This is a genomic window from Streptomyces albidoflavus (genome assembly GCF_000719955.1).
Taxonomy (GTDB): Bacteria; Actinomycetota; Actinomycetes; order Streptomycetales; family Streptomycetaceae; genus Streptomyces; species Streptomyces albidoflavus.
In genome coordinates, this window is record NZ_JOII01000011.1 from 47,785 (window position 1) to 67,848 (window position 20,064).

Consider the following 20,064-nt stretch of genomic DNA (forward strand, 5'->3'; position numbering starts at 1 on the left):
GCGGGGTGGTGTTCGATGAGTGCCGCTCTCGGCCTGCTGGCCGTCTTCGTCCTGACCGCCGGCACCGGCTACTTCGTCGCCCAGGAATTCGCCTACGTCTCCGCCGACCGGCTCAAGCTGGCCCGCGAGGCGGAGCAGGGCGACCATCGCGCCGCACGCGCCCTGAAGGTGCTGGAACGCCTGTCGTTCATGCTCTCCGGAGCACAGCTCGGCATCACCGTCACCGGCCTGGTCGTCGGCTTCCTCGCCGAACCGTCCGTCTCCGCGCTGCTGCGTCCGGTCCTGTCCGGCGTCGGCATCCCGGACGCGGCCGTCCCCAGCATCTCGGTGATCCTCGCCTTCGTCCTGGCCACCGCCATCCAGATGGTCCTGGGCGAGCTGGCGCCGAAGAACTTCGCCCTCGCCGTCCCCGAACGGCTGGCGAAGTCCCTCGCCGCCTCCACCCTGCTCTACCTCAAGATCGTCGGCCCGCTGGTCCGGGTCTTCGACAGCTCCGCCAACTGGCTGCTGCGCAAGGTCGGCATCGAGCCGGTCGAGGAGCTGCACCACGGCGCGACCCTGGAGGAACTGGGCCACCTGATCGGCGAGTCCCACCAGCAGGGCGAACTCCCCCGGGACACCGCCCTCCTCCTCGACCACGCCCTGGAGTTCTCCGAGCGCCCCCTCAAGGAGGTGCTGGTGCCCCGGGCCGACACCGTCTTCGTGCGGTACGACGCCCCGGCCACCGAGGCGGTCGACCTGATCGCCCGCCACGGCCACTCCACCTACCCGGTCCTCGGCGACCACCCCGACGACGTCACCGGCGTGGTCGGCGTCCGGGAGCTGATGCACCTGTCCGAGCCAGCGCTGGCCGCCACCACGGCGGGCGGGGTGGCCCGGCAGCCCCTGCTGCTCCCCGAGATGCTGGCGCTGCCCGACGCGGTCGAGCGGATGCGCGAGGGGGACGACGAGTTCGCCGTCGTCCTCGACGAGCACGGCGGGGTCGCCGGCATCGTCACCTACGAGGACATCGCCGAGGAACTGGTCGGCGACATCGCCGACGAGTCCGACCAGGTCACCGACGTGGCCGCGCCGGACGGCACCGGCTGGCTGGTGGACGCCCACCGCCGCCTCGACGAGGTGGCCGAGGCCACCGGCGTCACCCTCCCCGAGGACGAGGCGTACGAGACGGTCTCCGGGCTCATCGTGGACCGGCTCGGCCGCTTCCCGGCCATCGGGGACCGGGTCGGCGTACCGGCGGGCGACGGCCGCGAGGCCGTCCTGGAGGTCCGCACCCTGGACCGGCACGTGCCGGACCTGGTGCGGCTGGAGGTCGCGCCCGCCCCGGCGGCGACCGCTGAAGGGAGCGAGGCATGAGCTTCGGTCTGGCCATGTTCGTGACCGTGCTGCTGCTGATCGGCAGTGGCTTCTTCGTCGCCGCCGAGTTCGCCCTGGTCGCCGCCAAGCGGCACCGGATGGAGAAGGCGGCCGCCGAGGGGAAGCGGGGCGCGGCCTCCGCGCTCGCCGGGATGAAGGAGCTGTCCCTGATGCTGGCCGGTGCCCAGCTGGGCATCACGGTCTGCACCCTGGGGCTCGGCTCGGTCTCCAAACCGGCCGTCTCCCACGCCCTCGACCCGGTCCTGGTGAGCTGGGGCCTGCCGGCCTCGCTCAGTTACGGGATCGCCTTCGCCATCGCCATGATCGTGGTGGTCTTCCTCCACATGGTGGTCGGCGAGATGGCGCCCAAGTCCTGGGCGATCGCCCACCCGGAGAGTTCGGCGATGCTGCTGGCCCCGCCGTTCCGGGGGATCGTGACGGTGGTCCGCCCGCTGATCTGGGTCATGAACCGGATCAGCAACGCGCTGGTACGGCTCTGCCGGGTCACCCCGCGCGACGAGCTGGCCGAGGTCCACAACCGCGAGCAGCTCACCCACCTGGTGGCCGAGTCCCGGCGCCTGGGCCTCATCAGCGAGGACGACTCGGAGCTGATCACCAGCTCGCTGACCGAGCCGCTGAGCCCCGTCGAGGCGCTCCAGGTCCCGGCCGAGCGGATCGTCTCCGTACCGGCCGGGGCGGACGCCGAGACGATCCTGGCGACCGCCGCCGCCCACGACCGCAGCCGCCTGCTGGTCCGCGACGGCGACCGCTTCATCGGCTCGCTGCACGCCCGGGACGCGCTCATCACGCGCGCCCGGGGCCGTAAGGCGACCGCCCGCGCGCTCGCCCGGCCGCTGCCCGCCCTCACCGAGGGCGACACGGTCGGCCAGGCGATCGAGCTGCTGCGCCAGCGGCGTGCCTCGCTGGCGCTGGTCCAGGACCGGGAGGGCCGGGTCACCGGCCTGGTCTCCCTGGACGACCTGCTGGCCCGCCTGCTGCACCCGCAGGAGGCGGCCTGACGGACCGTCCGGCCCCACCGGGCCGGACACCGCACCACCGCGAAGGCCCCGGACACGTACCGCGTACGTGTCCGGGGCCTTCGCCCGTTCCCGGCGGGCGCCGGGCCGGGGGTCAGCCGAAGAGGCCGCCGACCAGCTTCGGGCCGCCTCCGCCGCCGGAACCGCCGTCGGCCGGGTCCTCGCCCGGCTCCTCGGCGCCGCCGCCGTCGCCGGGACCCGGGCCGCCGCCCGGCTCGCCGGAGCCGCCGCCGGAGGAGTCGTCACCCGGGCCCGCGCTGGTCTGCGGCGGGGGCTGCGGGGCGTTCTGCTGCGGCGGGGCCTGGCCGGGGCCCTGGGTCTCGGCGGGGGCGGTGGTGCCGGTGCCCGCGGTCTCCCGCTGCTCGCTGCCGGCCGGGCCGCTGCTGGTCTCGGAGGGGCCCTCCGACGTGCCGCCCGAGGGGGCCTCGTCGGGCCCGGCGGAGGCGTCGGGGCTGCCGGAGACCTGGCCGGACTCGCTGGGCAGCGGCATGCCCGGGACGCTGTTGCGCGGGGCCTCGCCGGGGCCGGGGACGACGACCCGGTCGGCGTCGCGGACGGCGCTGCCGAGCAGGGCGCCGAAGAGCAGGGTGAGGCCGACGGCGACGGTGGCGACGACCAGGCCGCGCTTGAGCACCCAGCGCCGCAGCTGCCAGAGTTCGGCGCGCGGGCCGAGCTTGCGCCAGGCGTCGGCGGCGAGTTTCCCGTCCACCGACCAGACCGGGGCGCCCGCGATGATCAGCGGGGTCCAGGCGGCCAGGTAGATGACGTCGGACATCGAGTAGACGGGGTTCGCGCGCCAGCTCACCGTGATGAGCAGCCCCGCCGCGAGCACCGCGCCCGCCGAGGCGGCGAGCCGCTGCCACAGGCCGAGCACGGTCAGCACACCGACCAGGACCTGGAGGAAGGCGACCAGCAGGCCGACCCCGACCGGGTGGTGGACGGCGAAGCCGTGCAGCGGCTCGGCGAGCGACCAGGGCTGGAGCGAGCCGAGCCACCGCATGAGGGAGCCGCGCTCGCCGCCGTCGAAGTAGGCCGGGTCGCAGAGCTTGCTCATCCCGGCGTAGGCGGTGGCGAAGCCGAGGCCGACGCGGAGCGGCAGCAGGACGACGCCGAGGTTCATCCGCCGGTACGGGTAGTACGCGTGGCGCACGGAGGAGCGGGCCTTGGGGCGGCCGTCCTGGTCGAGGTCGCTGCCGTCGCCGCCGTCGGTCCCCGCGCGGTCGCCACCGTCGTCGCCGTCGTAGGCGGGGGTGCCGTGGCGCGGGGTGTACGTGTCGTCGTCGTAGGCGCTGCCGGCCGAGCGCATCCGGGGCAGGAGCGGTTCGCCGGGGGTGTGGCCGGTGAGGGTGGGGATCTCGCCGGTGGCGACCTCGTCGGGGTCGACGCGCGGGATGACCTGGGTGGCGCCGGGCGGGTCGTCACCGTGCCGGACGCCGGAGGCGCGGACCGCCTGGAGCAGGCCGGTGGTGGCGCCGCCGTCGCCGGGCGCGGACCGGCCGGACCAGACGACGGGCGCGCGGCGCCGGGTGACGGTACCGACGACGGGGATGCGCGCGGTGTCGGCCGACGCGCCGCCGGTGAGCCGCGAGATGCGCGGGGACTGCGCCTTCTGCGCGGAGGGGAGCTGTACGCGGAAACTCGCGTGGTTGACGATGACCTGCGCCGGGTCGCAGTGGACTTTCACCATGCTGAGCGGCGCGGGAGTTTCGTCGAACCCTGACGAGCGTCCCCCCGTGGGCGTGCGGGGCGTTCTGGTTTCCACGCTCATCTAACCGAGTGATGCGTGGTTTGGACACTGCCTTGACGCCACCGAATCTGTCCGGGCCCCGTCAAATGATCTTGGGGCCCGGACCGGAAGCGGATCAGGCGCGGCGGCGGGCCGCCTCGTAGAGGACGATGCCGGCGGCGACACCGGCGTTGAGCGACTCGGCGCCGCCCGGCATCGGGATGCGGACCCGGATGTCGCAGGTCTCGCCGACCAGCCGGGACAGCCCCTTGCCCTCGCTGCCGACCACGACGGCGACCGGGCCCTCCAGCGCCGGCAGGTCGGTGACGTCGGCCTCGCCGTCGGCGGCCAGGCCGACCACGACGACGCCTTCCTTCTTGTACGCCTCCAGGGTCCGCGTCAGGTTGGTGGCGCGGGCCACGGGGGTACGGGCGGCGGCGCCGGCCGAGCTCTTCCAGGCACCGGCGGTCATGCCGGCGGCGCGCCGCTCGGGGACGACCACGCCGTGGCCGCCGAAGGCGGAGACGGAGCGGACGACGGCGCCGAGGTTGCGCGGGTCGGTGACGCCGTCGAGGAGGACGATCAGCGGGTCCTGCCCGGCGTCGTAGGCGGCGGCCGTCAGGTCCTCGGCGTGCGCGTACTCGTACGGCGGGACCTGGAGGACGAGGCCCTGGTGGTTGAGGCCGTTGGTCATGCGGTCCAGCTCGGGGCGGGGGGCCTCCATGAGGTGGATGCCGCCGCGCTCGGCCGCGAGCGCCAGGGCGTCGCGGACCCGCTCGTCGTTGTCGATGAACTGCTGGACGTAGAGGGTCGAGGCGGGCACGCCGTCGCGCAGGGCCTCGTAGACCGGGTTGCGGCCGACGACCAGCTCGGAGGTGGAGCGCTGGCCGGGGCGGGCCTTGGGGCGGCGGGCCTGCTGCTTCGCCTTGGCGTTGGCGAGGCGGTTCTTCACGTGCCCCTTGCGCGCCTCGGCGGGCGGGGTCGGGCCCTTGCCTTCGAGGCCGCGGCGTCGCTTGCCGCCGCTGCCGATCTGCGCGCCCTTCTTACCGGACATGCGGCGGTTGTTCGCGGCCATGAGGTCTACCTGTTTCCGTCGGGTACTGCGTCAGTTGAAGCGGGGTGGTGGTGCCCGGTGGCCCGGGCACGCCGCCACCCAGTGTGCCGCCTCGCGGGCGGGGTGGCACACCGGGTGGGGTACGGCGTCTGCGCCGGGGCTCAGCGGGGGCCGAGCGTCCAGCGCGGGCCGGTGGGGCTGTCCTCGATGACCAGGCCGGACTGCTGGAGCTGGTCGCGGATGGCGTCGGCGGTCGCCCAGTCCTTGCGGGTGCGGGCGGCCTCGCGCTGGTCGAGGACGAGGCGGACGAGGGTGTCGACGGCGCCGTGCAGGTCCTCGCCGCGGTCCGCCTCCCCCGCCCAGTGCGGGTCGTACGGGTCGAGGCCCAGGACGCCGAGCATCGCGCGGACCTCGGCGAGGCGGGCGACGGCGGCTTCCTTGTCGTCGGCGGCGAGCGCCGAGTTGCCCTGCCGGACGGTGGTGTGGATGACGGCGAGGGCCTGCGGCACGCCCAGGTCGTCGTCCATCGCCTCGGCGAAGGCGGGCGGCACCTCGGTGGCCGGCTCGGGGGTCTCCCCGGCCTTCTCGGTGACGCGCTGCATGAAGCCCTCGATCCGCGCGAAGGCCGACTCGGCCTCGCGCAGCGCCTCCTCGCTGTACTCGATCATCGAGCGGTAGTGCGGGGTGCCGAGGTAGTAGCGGAGGACGATGGGCCGCCAGTGCTTGACCATCTCGGAGACGAGGACGGAGTTCCCGAGGGACTTCGACATCTTCTCGCCGGCCATGGTGACCCAGGCGTTGTGCACCCAGTACGTGGCGAAGTCGTCGCCGTACGCCTTGGCCTGCGCGATCTCGTTCTCGTGGTGCGGGAAGACCAGGTCGAGGCCGCCGCCGTGGATGTCGAAGGCGGAGCCGAGGTACTTGTGGGCCATCGCCGAGCACTCCAGGTGCCAGCCGGGGCGGCCGCGGCCCCAGGGCGTCTCCCAGCTGGGCTCGCCGGGCTTGGCCGCCTTCCACATGGCGAAGTCGCGCGGGTCGCGCTTGCCCGTCTCGCCCTCGCCGGAGGGCTGGCGCAGCTCGTCGAGGTCCTGGTTGGAGAGTTCCAGGTACTCCGGGAAGGAGCGCACGTCGAAGTAGACGTTGCCGTCGGCCTCGTAGGCGTGGCCGCGCTCGATGAGGCCGCGCATCATCTCGATCATCTCCGGCACGTGGCCGGTGGCGCGGGGCTCGTAGGTGGGCGGGAGGCAGCCGAGGGCGTCGTAGCCGTTGTTGAAGGCGCGCTCGTTCTCGTAGCCGATCGCCCACCAGGGGCGCTCCTGCTCGGCCGACTTCTTGATGATCTTGTCGTCGATGTCGGTGACGTTCCGGATGAAGGTCACGTCGTAGCCGCGGTAGGCGAACCAGCGGCGCAGGATGTCGAAGTTGAGCCCCGAGCGGATGTGCCCGATGTGCGGTGCCGACTGCACGGTGGCGCCGCAGAGGTAGATCGAGACACAGCCCGGCGTCAGGGGGGCGAAGTCACGGATCTGCCGGGCGCTGGTGTCGTACAGCCGAATAGTCACGTCTCCCAGGGTAGTAGGCCCCGGGCAGTGCCCCGCCCCCCGTGCGCGAAGGTCGTCCACTTCGTGACCGAAGGGAGCGGGGTACGGGCGGCTCAGAGGCGGCCGACGACCTTGTCCGGGGTGACGCGCACGACGACGCGGGCGGCGTCCTGGCCGGAGGCCGGGTTGAACTCGGCGTAGGACTTGCCGGTGTACTTCCGGGACAGCTCGTCGATCAGCTCCTGGCCGCCCTCCTCGGTGACGGTGGCCCGGCCGCGGATCTCGGCGTAGGTGTAGGGCTCGTCGAACGGCTGGACCTGCACGGTGACGCGCGGGTCGCGGCGCAGGTTCTTGGTCTTGCGCCGGTCGACGGTGGTGGAGAAGAGCACGTCGTTCCCGTCCCGCTTCACCCAGACCGGGGACAGCTGCGGGCTGCCGTCGGGCTGGATGGTGGCGACGGTGATGAAGACGGGGGTGTCCAGCTTCTGCTTGAGGGCGTCGCTGAGCTGCGCGGTGTCACTCATCGCGGGAATGCCTCCTGATGCGGATGGTGCCTACGGTTCTTTGCTCACCCCTACCCCGCAGCGCGCCCCGCCTCACCGCCGCCCCGCCCGGACGGCAGCAGCCGCGCCGCCACCGCCCCCGCCAGCGGTACGGCGGCCAGCGCGCCCCACAGCACCGGCGCGGGCGCCTGGAGCAGCAGCCCGCTCGCCGCGCTCCCGCCGAGCACCGCGAGCCCCGACACCGAGGAGAGCGCCCCGGTGGCCAGCCCCAAATGCCGCCCGTCCACCAGATCCGGTACGAGCCCCCGGGCGGCCGGGACCAGCAGCATCTGCCCGCAGGTCAGCAGGGTGACCAGGACCGCGCCGGGGAGCAGCCCGCCGGGCCCGCCCGGGGTGACGGGCACCAGGGCGAACCCGGCGGCGACCAGGGCGAGCCCGCCGGCCAGCGCGGTGCGCGGGGCGAGGCGGACGGCGGCGTGCCGGGTCAGCGGGATCTGGGCGGTGACCACCAGCAGGGAGGAGAGGGCGAAGAGCCAGCCGAGGGCGGCCTGGGAGCCGGTGGCCCGCTCCACCTCGGCGGGCAGGGCCAGGTAGAGCTGGTTGTAGGCGAGGAGCCAGGTGCTGTAGGTGAGGCAGAGGACGAGGAAGCGGGGGTTGCGGGCGAGGTGGCGAACGCCGCCGCGCGGGCGCTCGCGGTGGACGGCGGCCCGGCGCGGCATCAGCACGGCGTGCCCGGCGAGGACCGCGACGAAGACGGCGACGCCCGCCGCGCAGGCGGCCCGGAACCCCCACTCACCGCCGGCGGCCAGCAGCAGCGAGCCGAGCAGCGGCCCGAGGAAGGCCCCGGCCTGCCCGGCGGCGGAGAAGACGGCGAGGGTGCGGGCGCGGGCGGTGCCGTCGGCCTGTTCGCGGCGGACGGCCTCGCGGGCGGTCTCGGACTCGACGGCCGGGGAGAACAGGGCGGCGGCGAAGCCGGTCAGCACCACGGCGGCGACGACGGTGGCGGTGGAGCCGGCCAGGGCGAGCCAGGCGAAGCCGGCGATCCGCAGCAGGCATCCGGCGAGGACGACGGGCCGGGGCCCGTACCGGTCGGTGAGGGCGCCGCCGACGACGAACAGCCCCTGCTGGCTGAAGGTGCGCAGCCCCAGCATTAGCCCGACCAGCCACCCCGCCATGCCGAGGCCGTCGCCGAGGTGGCCGGCGAGGTAGGGCAGCACGGCGTAGAAGCCGGTGTTGAAGGCGAACTGGGTCCCGGCGAGCAGCCGCAGGTAGGGCGGCAGCCCGGTGATCTCGCGGAGGCTGGAGGTGGCCGGGCGCAGGCCGGTGCCGGTGCTCATGCGGCGGCCTCGCGGGCGGCGGGGGCGGTCGGGGCGGTGGCCGTGGCGGTGTCGGCGCCGGTGCGGCCGCGGACGGCGGCGGCCAGCAGGACGGCCAGGGCGCCGAGGACGGCGAGGGCGGCGGCGGGGGCCAGCACGGCCCAGGGGGCGCGTTCCACGTACGGCATGTTCTCGGAGAGCATCCGGCCCCACTCGGGGGCGGGCGGCTGGGTGCCGAGGCCGAGGAAGCCGAGGGCGGCGAGGGCCAGGGCGAGGGCGGGGACGCGGAGCAGGGCGTGGCGGGTGACCGGGGGCAGCACGGCGGGGAGCAGGTGGCGGCGGAGCAGGTGGGCGCGGCCGGCGCCGAGCGAGCGGGCGGCGGCGAGGTGGGGCGCGGCCCGCTCCTGGACGTACAGGGCCTCGGTGTGGGCGGCGAGCGGTGCCCAGGCCACGGCGGCGACGGCGGCGGCCGCGCCCCAGGGTCCGGGTCCGGCGACGGCGGCGGTGAGGAGCCCGGCGAGGACGGCGGGGAGCGCGTTGACGGTCTCGGTGAGGGCGCCCGCGCGCAGGAACCCGACGGCCAGCCCGAGCAGCAGCGCGGCGGCGGCGACCGCGAAGGCCAGCAGCACGGTACGGGCGGCCCCGTGGCCCAGCCGGGCCAGCACGTCGCGGCCGAGCGCGTCGGTGCCGAAGGGGTGCGCGGCCGAGGGCGGCAGCAGCCGGGCGGCGGCGTCCACGTGCAGCGGGTCGCGCAGCAGCCCCGCGACGAGCACGGCGCAGAAGACCACGGCCAGCACGACCGCCCCCGCCGCGACCCCCTTGCGCGCGGGCAGCCGGGGCGCGACCAGTGCGGGCAGCGCCCGGTCGGTCAGGGCCGGGCCGAGCAGCACCCGGCTCAGCAGCCGTACGGCGAGGGCGGCGGCCAGCCCCGTCAGCAGCAGCATCAGCACGGCGGCCTGGAGGACGGGCAGGTCCTGGGCGAGGGCGCCGGCCAGCGCGGTGGAGCCGAGGCCGGGCACGGCGAAGAGCGTCTCGACGGCGACCGCGCTGCCGGTCAGCCCGACCACCACCAGCCCGCCCTGCGGCAGCAGCCCCGGCAGCGTGCGGCGCAGGGCGTGCCGGGCGATGCGGCGCGGCGGCAGCCCGGCGGCGGTGGCGGCCTTGGCCCAGGGTTCGGCGAAGGCGGCCGGGAGGGCGTCGTCGAGGAGGCGGCCGAGCAGGGCCCCGGCGGGCACGCCCATGGCGAGGGCGGGCAGTACCGCCTGGGCCGGGGTGCCCCAGCCGAGCGCAGGGAACCAGCCGAGGTGGACGGCGAGGACCGTGGCCAGCACGGCGGCGAGCAGGAATTCGGGGAGCGCGGCGAGGACGGCGGCGAGGACCCCGGCCCGGGTGGTGGTGGCCTCCCGGCGGGCGCCCCGGCGCAGGGTGCGGGCGCTGAGGGCCAGGGCGAGCAGCAGGGCGACGGCGAGCGAGACGCCCATCAGCGAGAGCGAGGTGGTGAGCGCGGCCGTGACGTCCGGGCCGACCGGCTGCCCGGAGACCCAGGAGGTGCCCAGGTCGCCGTGGAGCAGCCCGCCGGCCCAGCCGCCGAGCACGTGCGCGGGTCCGCCGTCGAGGCCGGTCTCGGCGCGGATGGCGTCGAGGACCTCGGGGGTGGGCTGCCGGTCGCTGTAGCGGGCGTGCAGGATCGTCAGCGCCGGGTCGGTCGTGGTCAGCCAGGGCAGCAGGCCGATCAGGGCGAGGACGGCGAGCAGGGTGAGGGCTCGCCCGGCGAGATGCTTCACGTCGGTGGCGGTCGTGGTCGCGGCGGCGGGCCGGTCAGCGCAGCCGGGTGTCGGCGGTGATCAGGCGGCGCTCCATCGGGTCGAGGGCGACCCCGTCGACCTTCCCGGAGTCGAAGCCCTGCACGAACCGCTCGTGGACCAGCGGCACGGCGGCGTCGGCGCCGAGGATCTTCGCCTCGGCCGCCATCTCGGCGGCGTGCCGCGCGTCCTGCCCGTCCGCCCCGGCCGCCTTGGCCACGGCCTCGTCCACACCCTTGTCGCAGAGCTGAGCGATGTTGAAGCTGCCCTCGCAGGTGAAGTCGGAGCCGAGGTAGGAGACCGGGTCGGCGGTGTCGAGCAGGGTGTTCCGGGCCTGGATGAAGGCGTCGTACTTCCCCGCCAGCGCGTCCGCCTCCATCTGCGCGTAGTCCCGCACGTACTGCTTGACGGTGAACCCGCGCGCCTGAAGCTGCTGCTGGACGGCGGAGGCGACCTCGGGCAGCTCGGGCCGGTTGGTGTACGTGGCGAGCACGATCTCCTTCGTCTTCGCCACCTCGGCCTTGCTCGCCGCCTTCGCCCGGCCCTCGGGCTCCTTGCGCGCGTCGGCGGCCCACGGCACCCCGGGCCCGAGCAGCCCCCGCGCGGTGTCGGCGCGCCCCTCGTAGACCCCGTCGACCAGCGCCTTCGAGTCGATCGCCGACCGGGCGGCGGCCCGTAGGGCCGGGTCGGCGAAGACCCCGTTCTCCGTGTTCAGGTACAGCGTGTTGGTGCGCGCGGTCGGCACCTCGTGGATCTGCTTCTCGTCCAGCAGCGAGGTCTGCGCGACCGGCACGTACTCGGCGATGTCGGCCGTCCCGGTCCGCAGCGCGTTGGCCCGCGCGGTCCCGTCGGCGACGAACTTCACGTCGACACCGGGCGCCTTCGCCTTCCGGCCCCAGTAGGTGTCGTTCCGGTCCAGCTTCGCGGAAACGGCGCCGTTGACCTCGGTCAGCGTGTACGGCCCGGTCGCGTGCCCGGCCGGGTTCACCTTGCCGCCCTTCTCCCCCTTCGCGTAGGCCGCCTGGGACAGGATCGCGAGCGAGGGGTTGGCGAGGCGCTGGGGCAGCAGCGGGTCGGCCTCGTCGGTGGTGATCCGGACGGTCCGCTTCCCCGCCGCCTCCGCCGTGAGCCTCACCTCGCTGAGGACCCGCGGCTTGGGCGAGGCGTCCTGCGCGGCGGCCAGCGACCGGACGACCGCCTCGGCGTCGACCGCGTCGCCGTCCTGGAACCGGGCGTCGCGCAGGGTGAACTCCCAGCCCTTCGCGCCGTCCCGCTGCCACTTGGTGGCGAGCGCGGGCTTGGCCGCGCCCTCCTCGTCGATCCGGGTCAGCCCCTCGACGACCGAGAGGCGGCTGAGGGTCACCGCGTCGTCCCCGTACGGCGACATGGCCTGCGCGGGCGGGAACGCCATGACGGCGCGCAGCCGCTGGTCACCCCCGCCGGACGCGCCCCCGTCGGTCGAGCCGCCGCAGGCGGCGACGGGAACGAGCAGCGCGGCGGCCCCGAGCGCGAGCAGGGGACGGCGGCGGACGGAGTACTTCGACGGCTGGGACGGCTGGGACGGCTGGGACGACATGGGCGCGACCTTATATGAAAACGATTGTCATAAGAAAGCGGGATACGGATGTTCCGGCTCAGGCGGGCGTGGCGGCCGGCTGCGCCAGCCCCGCCACCGCCACCTCGAAGTGCACGATCCCCTGCCCGCCCCCGGGCAGCGCCCGCTCGTCGCAGACCTCCTCGGCGGTGGCCCGCCAGAACGCCTCGGCGCCGGGCACCGACGGGTCGGTGTGCAGATAGACCCGCTCGTACCCGCCGGCCCGCACCACGAAGTCGCACAGCTCCCGCACCAGCCGCCGGGCCAGCCCGTGGCGCCGGTGCTCGGGGCGTACGTAGATCCGGCAGAGCTGCGCGGTACTGCCCGAGGGGAAGCGGTCGGCGACCCACTGCGGGTTGGGCGGCGCGGCCGGGCCCCGGTCGCGGACGGCGCCGGTCGCGACGATCTCCCCGTCCCGCTCGACGACGAGCAGCGTGCACCGTTCGGGCTCCAGGTAGGCGGCGGCCGGGTCGATGATGTCGGCGTGCCAGCGGGGCACGTACCCGGAGCGCAGATCCCGGTAGACCGTGTCGAGCATCACGGCCCGCGCACCCGGAACATCGGCCTCCGACGCGGTCCGCACCACATACGCGTCCCGCCCGGCCTCCTCGGCCCGCTCCCGGACGCCCGCTTCCACTCCGGCCACCACAGCCATCCCGCCTGCCACCAGCCCCTCATCAGCCACACGAACCTGCCCCGCCAGCGTACGTGCAACTGATGTGCAGAAGCGGGCCCCCCTCTTCCGGAAGCACCCCCTCCGCCCTGTCGGACCCCCCTGCCACCCTGCTCCCATGGACAGCGACGACGAACGACTCCTCCGCGGCCGCGTCTACGGCCACGACCCCACCGCCCCCGAAGCCGGCCCCCTCCCGGGCCACCACTACGCCGAACTCGTGGGCGGCCCCCTCGACGGCCTCCTCCTGGACATCACCACCGTCCCCCCGGAAGCCCGCCCCGAAGGCGCCGCCCTCCCCACCGCCCTCAGCACCCACGGCCCCGAAGGCCGCTCCCTCTACCAACCCCGCCCCACCACCCCCTCCCGCTGGGACTGGCAGGGAGACCTCCGCTGACCAGAACCAACCCGGCCACAACCGCCCCACTCCCCATCAGCCCAGCCGCCCCCTCCCAGCCCGGCCGGCGTTTGAGGCCACTTCTCAGCCCGGCCGGCGTTTGAGGCCACTTCTCAGCCCGGCCGGCGTTTGAGGCCATCGGTGACCGGCACGGTCGATCCCACCGCACCCCCAAACCAGCCCGGCCGGCGTTTGAGGCCACCCCAGCCCGGCCGGCGCTTGAGGCCACCCCAGCCCGGCCGGCGCTTGAGGCCAAGACCAGCCGGGCCGGCGCTTGAGGCCAAAGAGCCCGGCCGGCGCTTGAGGTCAGCCCACCCGGTACACCAGGGCGGTGGCGATCGCCGCCAACCCCTCACCCCGCCCGGTGAGCCCCAGCCCGTCCGTCGTGGTCCCGGACACGGACACAGGCGCCCCGACAGCGCCGGACAAGGCAGCCACAGCCTCATCCCGCCGCTTCCCGACCTTGGGCCGCAGCCCAACGACCTGCACCGCCACGTTCCCGACGTGGAACCCCTCGGCCCGCACGATCCGCGCGGCCTCACCGAGGAGCGCGACCCCGGACGCCCCGGCCCACTCGGGCCGGGAGGTCCCGAAGTGCGCCCCCAGATCCCCGAGGCCGGCGGCCGAGAAGAGCGCGTCGCACGCCGCGTGCGCGGCCACGTCCCCGTCGGAGTGCCCGGCGAGCCCGAACTCCTCCCCCTCCCAGTGCAGCCCCGCGCACCACAGCTGGCGCCCCCGCTCGAAGGCGTGCACGTCGGTCCCGATCCCGACCAGCGGCATCGTGAACCCGGCCTGGCCCTGCGGCCCCGTCTCAGTACCCATCGTTGGCCCTCCTGCGCGCCAGTACCGCCTCGGCCAGCACGAGATCGAGCGGCCGTGTCACCTTGAACGCCTCTTCGTGTCCGGGCACGACCACGACCGGGAGCCCCAGCCGCTCGCAGAGCCCGGCGTCGTCGGTGGCGCCCTCCCCCTGCACGGGGCCCTGCCGGTGCGCCCGGTCGAGCGCCTCGCGGTCGAACCCCTGCGGCGTCTGCACCGCCCGCAGCCGCGCCCGCTCGGGCGTCGCCACCACGGGTTCACCGGGTCCGGTGGCGCCTTCGGCGAGCGCCCCGACCTCCTTGACGGTGTCGCTGAGCGGCAGCCCGGGCACGACGGCCGGGGCCCCGCCCCGCACCGCCGCCACGACGCCGTCGACGATGTCGACCGGCACCAGCGGCCGCGCCGCGTCGTGCACCAGGACGGTCGTCACGTCGGCGGGCAGCGCGTCGAGCCCGCGCCGTACCGACTCCTGCCGGGTCTCGCCGCCGGCCACCACCACGATGTCGGTCTCGTCGCCGCCCCCGGCCCGCGCGGGCGCGAAGGAGGGCGCCTCGGTGGGGTGGAGGTGGTCGTCGACCATGGCGCGCACCTCGGCGACGCCGTCGGACGGGGCGACCACCACGACCAGGGACACGGCGCGCGAGGCGGCCATGGCCCGGACGGCGTGGACGAGCATGGGGGTTCCGTGCAGCGTACGCAGGGCTTTCGGGGTGCCGGGGCCGAGCCGCACGCCGCGGCCGGCCGCCGGGATCACCACCGCCGTGCGGGGCGCCTGGGTTTCGTCAGTCATCGGTTCCGTTCAGGTTTGTACGCTCGGGCGTCCTGGGTATGGCCACCAACGTGCCGGGCGCGACGTCTGGACCGGACCCTTCCGTGACTTCCGGTCGAGCCGTTCACCGGGGACCCGGCACGTCCAGCAGCGACACGCCGGGGGCCTTCCGACCGCAGACGCGACACCACACCGCACGCGGCACGCGACGATCAGTATCCCGGTACGCCAGAGGGGCACACCGGCAGGCGTGCCCCTCTTTCGTGGCTCCCTCTCGGCGCAGCCCGCTTCTCCGTCCGGACATGCCGAATCGCCCGGTGAAGAAGATCAACGGGCGATACGGCAGATGGACGTGCGCGCTTCACGCCACGCCGCTCCGCGAGGAGCGGGGTGTCAGGAGGCGAGCACCTCGTCGAGGAGGGCCTCGGCCTTGTCCTCGTTGGTGTTCTCGGCCAGCGCCAGCTCGCTGACCAGGATCTGGCGAGCCTTCGCCAGCATGCGCTTCTCACCGGCGGACAGACCGCGCTCGCGCTCCCGGCGCCACAGGTCGCGGACGACCTCGGCGACGCGGATCACATCGCCCGACGCCAGCTTCTCCAGATTCGCCTTGTAGCGTCGGGACCAGTTGGTCGGCTCCTCGGCATACGGCGCTCGCAGCACCTCGAAGACCCGGTCCAGACCGTCCTGGCCCACTACGTCGCGCACGCCGACCAGCTCCGCGTTGTCCGCGGGCACACGCACCGTCAGGTCGCCTTGCGCGACCTTGAGAACCAGGTAGTTCTTGTCCACACCCTTGATCTGACGAGTTTCGATTGCCTCGATCAGCGCGGCCCCGTGATGGGGATAGACCACGGTGTCGCCAACCTTGAACGTCATGTGACAGGTACCCCTTCCGTGGCTATCAAGGGTAACACGAGAATCGGGGCCCTTGAATGGCGTTTTCGCAGGTCAGGCCATATCTCGGGGCTTGACAACAACAACGCGAACGTGCTGCGAAGGGCCTGCGGAACGAGGTATTCGCAGGTCGGGGCAGCTCTCCGGGGAAAGGGAAACGCGTACGTTACAGGTAGTTGAAGCCGTAAAGGAAGGGCTTTATGTCCTGTTTTGTCCGGTACGGTGACCCCCTGTACGGCTCCCGCGTTCGAGGGACCGCGTCACACTTCCCGGCATTGCCGGAATTGATCACGCGGGCGCGTCCGGGGCCCCCGGAGGGGCCGGCTCGGGGGCGCCGGGGAAACGCCGGGCGGGATCACGGCGCGATCACGGGGTGATCACACGGCGCGGCGCGGGGCGAGAAGCGGCGGGACTCTGATCCTTTTCCCCGGCGCCCATGCATTCCTTACCGAAAAACCCGGGAATCCCCCTCACCGGAGCCCCCCGCGCATTTCCGCATTGCCAGGGCCCGGGGCGTACGCCGGTCGCTGCGCGGGCGCCCTCCCGACGGGGGGACGTAGGGCCGCCCGGGGTGTCCCTGGTCCGGGTGGAGGCGGGTCGGGTGAATCCCGGTGGCGACGGCTCGGTAACCTGATCACGCTTGACCGGGAGGGTCCCGATGCGCCCCTTGTCCCGTACCGCCCTCGTTCCGTCCTCGTTCAAGGAGTTGCCCGCACCGTGAGCAGCAGCCTTCGACGCGGCGCCCTCGCCGCCGCCGCCATCGCGTTCTCGATCGCCTCGCTCGCCTCGTGCGCCGCAGGGAACAACGCCGAGACCCACCAGATCAACCCGGACAACGCACGGGCCACGGTCGGCGACATCATGGTCCAGAACGCCGTGGTCGTGACCCAGCCCGACCGCGAGTCGACCGGTCCGGCGATCGTCGCCGCCACGATCTTCAACAACGGCACCAAGGACCAGACCCTCGACTCGGTCGTGGTCGACGGCGTGAACAAGAAGGCCGAGCTGACCGCCGCGCAGGGCAACGGCAAGCTCACCATCCCGGCCGGCGGCCGCCTCATCGTCGGCGGCGAGGACAACGCCTCGGCGGTCCTGCCCAGCAGCCGCACCGCCGTCCTCGACGGCAACGCGCAGGCCATCACCTTCACGTTCAGCCGCACGGGTGACGTGAAGCTGAACACCCTGGTCGTCCCGGCCACCAGCTACTTCGAGAAGTGGGGCCCGAGCGAGATGCCGAGCGCCCCCGCCTCGGGCAGCCCCTCCCCCGACACCTCCGCGAGCCCCGGTGAGGGCTCCGAGACCCCGGCCGACGAGACGGGCGGCCCCACCGAGGGCGCTGAGGGTGCCGAGGGCGCGCAGGGTGAGGCGGCCGACGGGGCGTCGCACGCCGGTCACTGAGACGCGTACGTACGTGAGGAGGGCGGGACCCGGTGCGGGTCCCGCCCTCCTCACGTGTTCCGGCCCCCGTGCGGGGGCCGGGCCCTGTCAGGGCTCGAACTTGTAGCCGAGGCCGCGCACGGTGACCAGGTAGCGCGGGGCGCCCGGGTCCGGCTCGATCTTGGCGCGCAGGCGCTTGACATGGACGTCGAGGGTCTTGGTGTCGCCCACGTAGTCGGCGCCCCAGACCCGGTCGATGAGCTGCATCCGGGTCAGCACGCGTCCGGCGTTGCGCAGCAGCATCTCCAGCAGGTCGAACTCCTTGAGCGGCAGGTCGACCTTGCCACCGGAGACGGTGACCACGTGCCGGTCGACGTCCATCCGCACGGGTCCGGCCTCCAGGGCCTGCGGTACGGCCTCCTCCGGTTCGCCCCGGCGGCGCAGCACGGCGCGGATACGGGCGACCAGCTCGCGCGAGGAGAAGGGCTTGGTGACGTAGTCGTCGGCCCCTATCTCCAGGCCGACGACCTTGTCGATCTCGCTGTCCTTGGCGGTGACCATGATCACCGGCACGTTGGAGCGGCCGCGCAGCTGGCGGCAGACCTCGGTGCCGGGGAGACCGGGCAGCATCAGGTCGAGCAGGACCAGGTCGGCGCCGTTGCGCTCGAACTCGTCGAGCCCCTCGGGCCCGGTGGCCGCGATGGCCACCTCGAAGCCCTCCTTGCGGAGCATGTAGGACAGAGCGTCGCTGAAGGATTCCTCATCCTCGACGACGAGCACTCGGGTCACGGAAGGACCTCCGGGGCAGGAAGAACGGATGGTGGGGCGGTGAGCGGTACGGGTACGTCGCCGGTGGTGCGGGCGGCGGTCGCGCCGGAGGCGTCCGGGCCGCCCGTCGCGGGCCGGGGCCGTGTCTTCGGCCGCGTACGGCGGTCGCGGGTGGCGCCGGCCTCGGGGAGGCGGAGGGTGAAGGTCGAGCCCTGGCCCTCGGAGCTCCAGACGGTGACCTCGCCGCCGTGCGAGGCGGCGACGTGTTTGACGATGGCGAGGCCGAGGCCGGTGCCGCCGGTGGCGCGGGAGCGGGCGGGGTCGACGCGGTAGAACCGCTCGAAGATCCGCTCGCGGTCCTTCTCGGATATGCCGATGCCCTGGTCGGTGACGGTGATGTCGATGTAGGTGCCGTCGGGCTCGGCGACCCGGCGGGCGGCGACGCCGACGCGGGTACGGGGCGGGGAGTAGTTGACGGCGTTCTCGACGAGGTTGCCGAGAGCGCCGACCAGGGCGCCCCGGCTGCCCCAGACGAAGAGGTCGATGTCGCCGCCCCAGCTCATGGTGATCTGCTTGTGGGCGGCGGCCTGGCGGCTGCGGTCCATCGCCTCGGCGATCAGCTCGTCGACGTCGACGGGCTCGGCGTCCTCCATCGGGTCGTCGTTCTGCACCCGGGAGAGGTCGATCAGCTCCTGGACGAGGCTGGTGAGCCGGGTCGCCTCGATCTCCATCCGTCCGGCGAACCGCTCGACCGCCTCCGGGTCGTCGGCCGCGTCCCGGACCGCCTCGGAGAGCAGGGAGAGGGCGCCGACCGGGGTCTTCAGCTCGTGGCTGACGTTGGCGACGAAGTCGCGGCGGACCGCCTCGATCCGGCGGGCCTCGGTGAGGTCCTCGACCAGGAGCAGCACCAGCCGGGAGCCGAGCGGGGCGACCCGCGCGGAGACGGCGAGCCCGTCCCCCCGGCCGGCGCCGCGGCGCGGCAGGTCCAGCTCGGCCTGGCGTATCTCGCCGTCGCGCCGGGTGTCGCGGGCCATCTTCAGCATCGGCTCGACGGCCAGCTTGCCGCCCCGCACCAGCCCGAGGGCGTACGCGGCGGAGCTGGCCTTGACCACGCCGTCCCCCTCGTCGAGGACGACGGCGGAGGAGCGGAGGGCGGAGAGGACGGTGTCGACGCCCGGCGGCAGCACCGGGGTGCTGTGCAGGGAGGAGCGGGTGGGCCGCCGCAGCTCGCGTTCGCTCCAGCGGAACGCCAGCATCGCGATGACACCGGTGCACACCCCGGCGATCGCGGCCACCGCGGCCACTGCCGTGTTCACGTCCATGTGTCCAGGTTATGCGCGCGGAACCCCCCGCTCACAGCGGCGGGAGTGCGGCCCGCACCACTCGTCGCCCAGAGTTCACCGTGGCGACGGAGCTGGTTCACCGGAGATGCCGGATGTCGTCGCGAACACCGCTCATCGTGGGAGCGTGGGGCCCAGAGCCCCCCGTTACCGGGAGAGAGGGAGCCCATGCGGGACGCGTACCACGAGGAACTGGACTCGATCGGGGACAGCCTGGTCGAGATGGCGCGGCTGGTCGGTTCGGCCATCGGACGTGCCACGACGGCGATACTGGACGCCGATCTGAATCTGGCGGAGAGCGTGATCGCCGGGGACCAGAAGATCGACGACCTCCAGCACGACCTGGAGGCGCGGGCCATCGCGCTGCTGGCCCGCCAGCAGCCCGTCGCGACCGATCTGCGGATCGTCGTGACGAGCCTGAGGATGAGCGCCGACCTGGAGCGCTCCGGCGATCTGGCGAAGCACGTGGCGAAGCAGGCGCGGCTGCGCTACCCCGAGTCGCCGGTCCCCCGCGACCTGCACGCGACGCTGCTGGAGATGGGGCAGCTGGCGCAGCGCCTGATGGCGAAGGCGGCCGAGGTGATCATCACCAAGGACGTCGACCTGGCGCTCCAGCTGGAGACCGACGACGACGAGATGGACCTGCTGCACCGCACGCTCTTCCAGCACCTGATGGACGACCGCTGGAAGCACGGTGTGGAGACGGCGGTCGACGTGACGCTGCTCGGCCGCTACTACGAGCGGTTCGCGGACCACGCCGTCTCGGTCGCCAACCGCGTCGTCTACCTGGTCACCGGCGAGCACGCCGACGGCATCCAGACGCCGGGGGTGCCGGTCGAGGGCGTGTAGCCCGGACAGGTCACGCACGACACAGGTCACGCACGACAGGAGGGGCGGGGTGCCGTGGGGCATCCCGCCCCTCCTGTCGTCCCGCCCCTCCTGTCGTCCCGCCGGTCACGTCCGCTCCCGGTGCCCCGGCCGTCCCGCCCGTCACGTGCGGTGGTGTGAGCGGGCGCAGCGGCGTGCGACCGCCCCTGCCCGCACGCCCATGTGCGCCGTTGATGCGCCCGCCGGTCGGGGCGTCCAATGAGAGGCGGT

18 protein-coding genes are annotated in these 20,064 nt (G+C 74.0%); 5 read left to right on the forward strand and 13 right to left on the reverse strand.

From position 1 onward, the window contains the following. The first annotated feature begins 15 nt into the window (after positions 1-15). Both IF45_RS0114470 and IF45_RS0114475 read left to right on the forward strand, forming a co-directional pair. On the forward strand, positions 16-1,356 hold the full coding sequence (locus IF45_RS0114470; RefSeq protein ID WP_030307780.1) for a hemolysin family protein: 1,341 nt from the start codon (positions 16-18) through the stop codon (positions 1,354-1,356). Beyond that, entirely contained in the window at positions 1,353-2,375 is a 1,023-nt protein-coding gene (locus IF45_RS0114475; protein WP_003949805.1) for a hemolysin family protein, read from the forward strand. Before IF45_RS0114470 ends, IF45_RS0114475 begins: the two co-directional genes overlap by 4 nt. 112 nt (positions 2,376-2,487) lie before the next feature. Here the strand turns inward: IF45_RS0114475 and IF45_RS0114480 are convergent, their stop codons facing one another. The 8 genes from IF45_RS0114480 to IF45_RS0114515 all read right to left on the reverse strand — a co-directional run bounded on the left by IF45_RS0114480 (position 2,488) and on the right by IF45_RS0114515 (position 12,584). Beyond that, on the reverse strand, positions 2,488-4,080 hold the full coding sequence (locus IF45_RS0114480; RefSeq protein WP_015507413.1) for a DoxX family membrane protein: 1,593 nt from the start codon (positions 4,078-4,080) through the stop codon (positions 2,488-2,490). Between the two features lie 175 nt (positions 4,081-4,255). Further along, on the reverse strand, positions 4,256-5,194 hold the full coding sequence (gene rlmB, locus IF45_RS0114485; RefSeq protein WP_008409796.1) for a 23S rRNA (guanosine(2251)-2'-O)-methyltransferase RlmB: 939 nt from the start codon (positions 5,192-5,194) through the stop codon (positions 4,256-4,258). Between the two features lie 140 nt (positions 5,195-5,334). Further along, on the reverse strand, positions 5,335-6,735 hold the full coding sequence (cysS, locus tag IF45_RS0114490; protein WP_008409794.1) for a cysteine--tRNA ligase: 1,401 nt from the start codon (positions 6,733-6,735) through the stop codon (positions 5,335-5,337). A 92-nt stretch (positions 6,736-6,827) separates the two neighbouring features. Then, positions 6,828-7,238, reverse strand: a complete 411-nt coding sequence (locus IF45_RS0114495; protein ID WP_003949801.1) for a PPOX class F420-dependent oxidoreductase — start codon at positions 7,236-7,238, stop codon at positions 6,828-6,830. Positions 7,239-7,288: 50 nt separating this feature from the next. Continuing rightward, entirely contained in the window at positions 7,289-8,554 is a 1,266-nt protein-coding gene (locus IF45_RS0114500; RefSeq protein ID WP_030307782.1) for an MFS transporter, read from the reverse strand. Beyond that, entirely contained in the window at positions 8,551-10,317 is a 1,767-nt protein-coding gene (locus tag IF45_RS0114505) for an ABC transporter permease subunit (protein ID WP_030307785.1), read from the reverse strand. The genes IF45_RS0114500 and IF45_RS0114505 overlap by 4 nt, the downstream gene beginning before the upstream one ends. 34 nt (positions 10,318-10,351) lie before the next feature. Beyond that, positions 10,352-11,911, reverse strand: a complete 1,560-nt coding sequence (locus tag IF45_RS0114510) for an ABC transporter substrate-binding protein (RefSeq protein ID WP_030307787.1) — start codon at positions 11,909-11,911, stop codon at positions 10,352-10,354. Positions 11,912-11,969: 58 nt separating this feature from the next. Then, positions 11,970-12,584 carry a GNAT family N-acetyltransferase gene (locus IF45_RS0114515; RefSeq protein WP_030307789.1) on the reverse strand — a complete coding sequence of 205 codons (615 nt, stop codon included), beginning with the start codon at positions 12,582-12,584 and terminating at the stop codon, positions 11,970-11,972. Positions 12,585-12,720: 136 nt separating this feature from the next. Here IF45_RS0114515 and IF45_RS0114520 point away from each other — a divergent pair, with 136 nt between their 5' ends. Then, positions 12,721-12,999 carry a hypothetical protein gene (locus IF45_RS0114520; RefSeq protein WP_008410364.1) on the forward strand — a complete coding sequence of 93 codons (279 nt, stop codon included), beginning with the start codon at positions 12,721-12,723 and terminating at the stop codon, positions 12,997-12,999. Positions 13,000-13,305: 306 nt separating this feature from the next. Here IF45_RS0114520 and ispF read toward each other — a convergent pair whose 3' ends face one another. The 3 genes from ispF to IF45_RS0114535 all read right to left on the reverse strand — a co-directional run bounded on the left by ispF (position 13,306) and on the right by IF45_RS0114535 (position 15,463). Next, positions 13,306-13,821, reverse strand: a complete 516-nt coding sequence (gene ispF, locus IF45_RS0114525) for a 2-C-methyl-D-erythritol 2,4-cyclodiphosphate synthase (protein ID WP_008410341.1) — start codon at positions 13,819-13,821, stop codon at positions 13,306-13,308. Next, on the reverse strand, positions 13,811-14,608 hold the full coding sequence (gene ispD, locus IF45_RS0114530; RefSeq protein ID WP_003949796.1) for a 2-C-methyl-D-erythritol 4-phosphate cytidylyltransferase: 798 nt from the start codon (positions 14,606-14,608) through the stop codon (positions 13,811-13,813). Before ispD ends, ispF begins: the two co-directional genes overlap by 11 nt. 372 nt (positions 14,609-14,980) lie before the next feature. Next, complete coding sequence (locus tag IF45_RS0114535) at positions 14,981-15,463, reverse strand: CarD family transcriptional regulator (RefSeq protein WP_003949795.1); 483 nt, start codon at positions 15,461-15,463, stop codon at positions 14,981-14,983. A 735-nt stretch (positions 15,464-16,198) separates the two neighbouring features. Here IF45_RS0114535 and IF45_RS0114540 point away from each other — a divergent pair. After that, a complete protein-coding gene (locus IF45_RS0114540; RefSeq protein ID WP_030307792.1) occupies positions 16,199-16,879 on the forward strand; it encodes a hypothetical protein in 681 nt (226 codons plus the stop codon). A gap of 87 nt (positions 16,880-16,966) precedes the next feature. Here the strand turns inward: IF45_RS0114540 and phoP are convergent, their stop codons facing one another. Together phoP and phoR are read right to left on the reverse strand one after the other, a co-directional pair. Further along, positions 16,967-17,638, reverse strand: coding sequence for a two-component system response regulator PhoP (gene phoP, locus IF45_RS0114545; protein ID WP_003949793.1), 672 nt, complete (start codon positions 17,636-17,638; stop codon positions 16,967-16,969). A gap of 5 nt (positions 17,639-17,643) precedes the next feature. After that, a complete protein-coding gene (phoR, locus tag IF45_RS0114550; protein ID WP_008410335.1) occupies positions 17,644-18,948 on the reverse strand; it encodes a two-component system sensor histidine kinase PhoR in 1,305 nt (434 codons plus the stop codon). Positions 18,949-19,134: 186 nt separating this feature from the next. On the opposite strand from phoR, the gene phoU reads away from it, so the two are divergent. After that, a complete protein-coding gene (gene phoU / locus IF45_RS0114555; RefSeq protein ID WP_003949791.1) occupies positions 19,135-19,815 on the forward strand; it encodes a phosphate signaling complex protein PhoU in 681 nt (226 codons plus the stop codon). Positions 19,816-20,064 lie beyond the last annotated feature (249 nt).

What these genes read in the sequence shown, in the direction of transcription:
- IF45_RS0114470 (WP_030307780.1), top strand. Translation starts at nt 16, where the DNA reads ATGAGTGCCGCTCTCGGCCTGCTGGCCGTCTTCGTCCTGACCGCCGGC.
- IF45_RS0114475 (WP_003949805.1), top strand. Translation starts at nt 1,353, where the DNA reads ATGAGCTTCGGTCTGGCCATGTTCGTGACCGTGCTGCTGCTGATCGGC.
- IF45_RS0114480 (WP_015507413.1), bottom strand. Translation starts at nt 4,080, where the DNA reads ATGGTGAAAGTCCACTGCGACCCGGCGCAGGTCATCGTCAACCACGCG.
- rlmB (WP_008409796.1), bottom strand. Translation starts at nt 5,194, where the DNA reads ATGGCCGCGAACAACCGCCGCATGTCCGGTAAGAAGGGCGCGCAGATC.
- IF45_RS0114495 (WP_003949801.1), bottom strand. Translation starts at nt 7,238, where the DNA reads ATGAGTGACACCGCGCAGCTCAGCGACGCCCTCAAGCAGAAGCTGGAC.
- IF45_RS0114500 (WP_030307782.1), bottom strand. Translation starts at nt 8,554, where the DNA reads ATGAGCACCGGCACCGGCCTGCGCCCGGCCACCTCCAGCCTCCGCGAG.
- IF45_RS0114510 (WP_030307787.1), bottom strand. Translation starts at nt 11,911, where the DNA reads ATGTCGTCCCAGCCGTCCCAGCCGTCCCAGCCGTCGAAGTACTCCGTC.
- IF45_RS0114515 (WP_030307789.1), bottom strand. Translation starts at nt 12,584, where the DNA reads ATGGCTGTGGTGGCCGGAGTGGAAGCGGGCGTCCGGGAGCGGGCCGAG.
- IF45_RS0114520 (WP_008410364.1), top strand. Translation starts at nt 12,721, where the DNA reads ATGGACAGCGACGACGAACGACTCCTCCGCGGCCGCGTCTACGGCCAC.
- ispF (WP_008410341.1), bottom strand. Translation starts at nt 13,821, where the DNA reads ATGGGTACTGAGACGGGGCCGCAGGGCCAGGCCGGGTTCACGATGCCG.
- ispD (WP_003949796.1), bottom strand. Translation starts at nt 14,608, where the DNA reads ATGACTGACGAAACCCAGGCGCCCCGCACGGCGGTGGTGATCCCGGCG.
- IF45_RS0114535 (WP_003949795.1), bottom strand. Translation starts at nt 15,463, where the DNA reads ATGACGTTCAAGGTTGGCGACACCGTGGTCTATCCCCATCACGGGGCC.
- phoR (WP_008410335.1), bottom strand. Translation starts at nt 18,948, where the DNA reads ATGGACGTGAACACGGCAGTGGCCGCGGTGGCCGCGATCGCCGGGGTG.
- phoU (WP_003949791.1), top strand. Translation starts at nt 19,135, where the DNA reads ATGCGGGACGCGTACCACGAGGAACTGGACTCGATCGGGGACAGCCTG.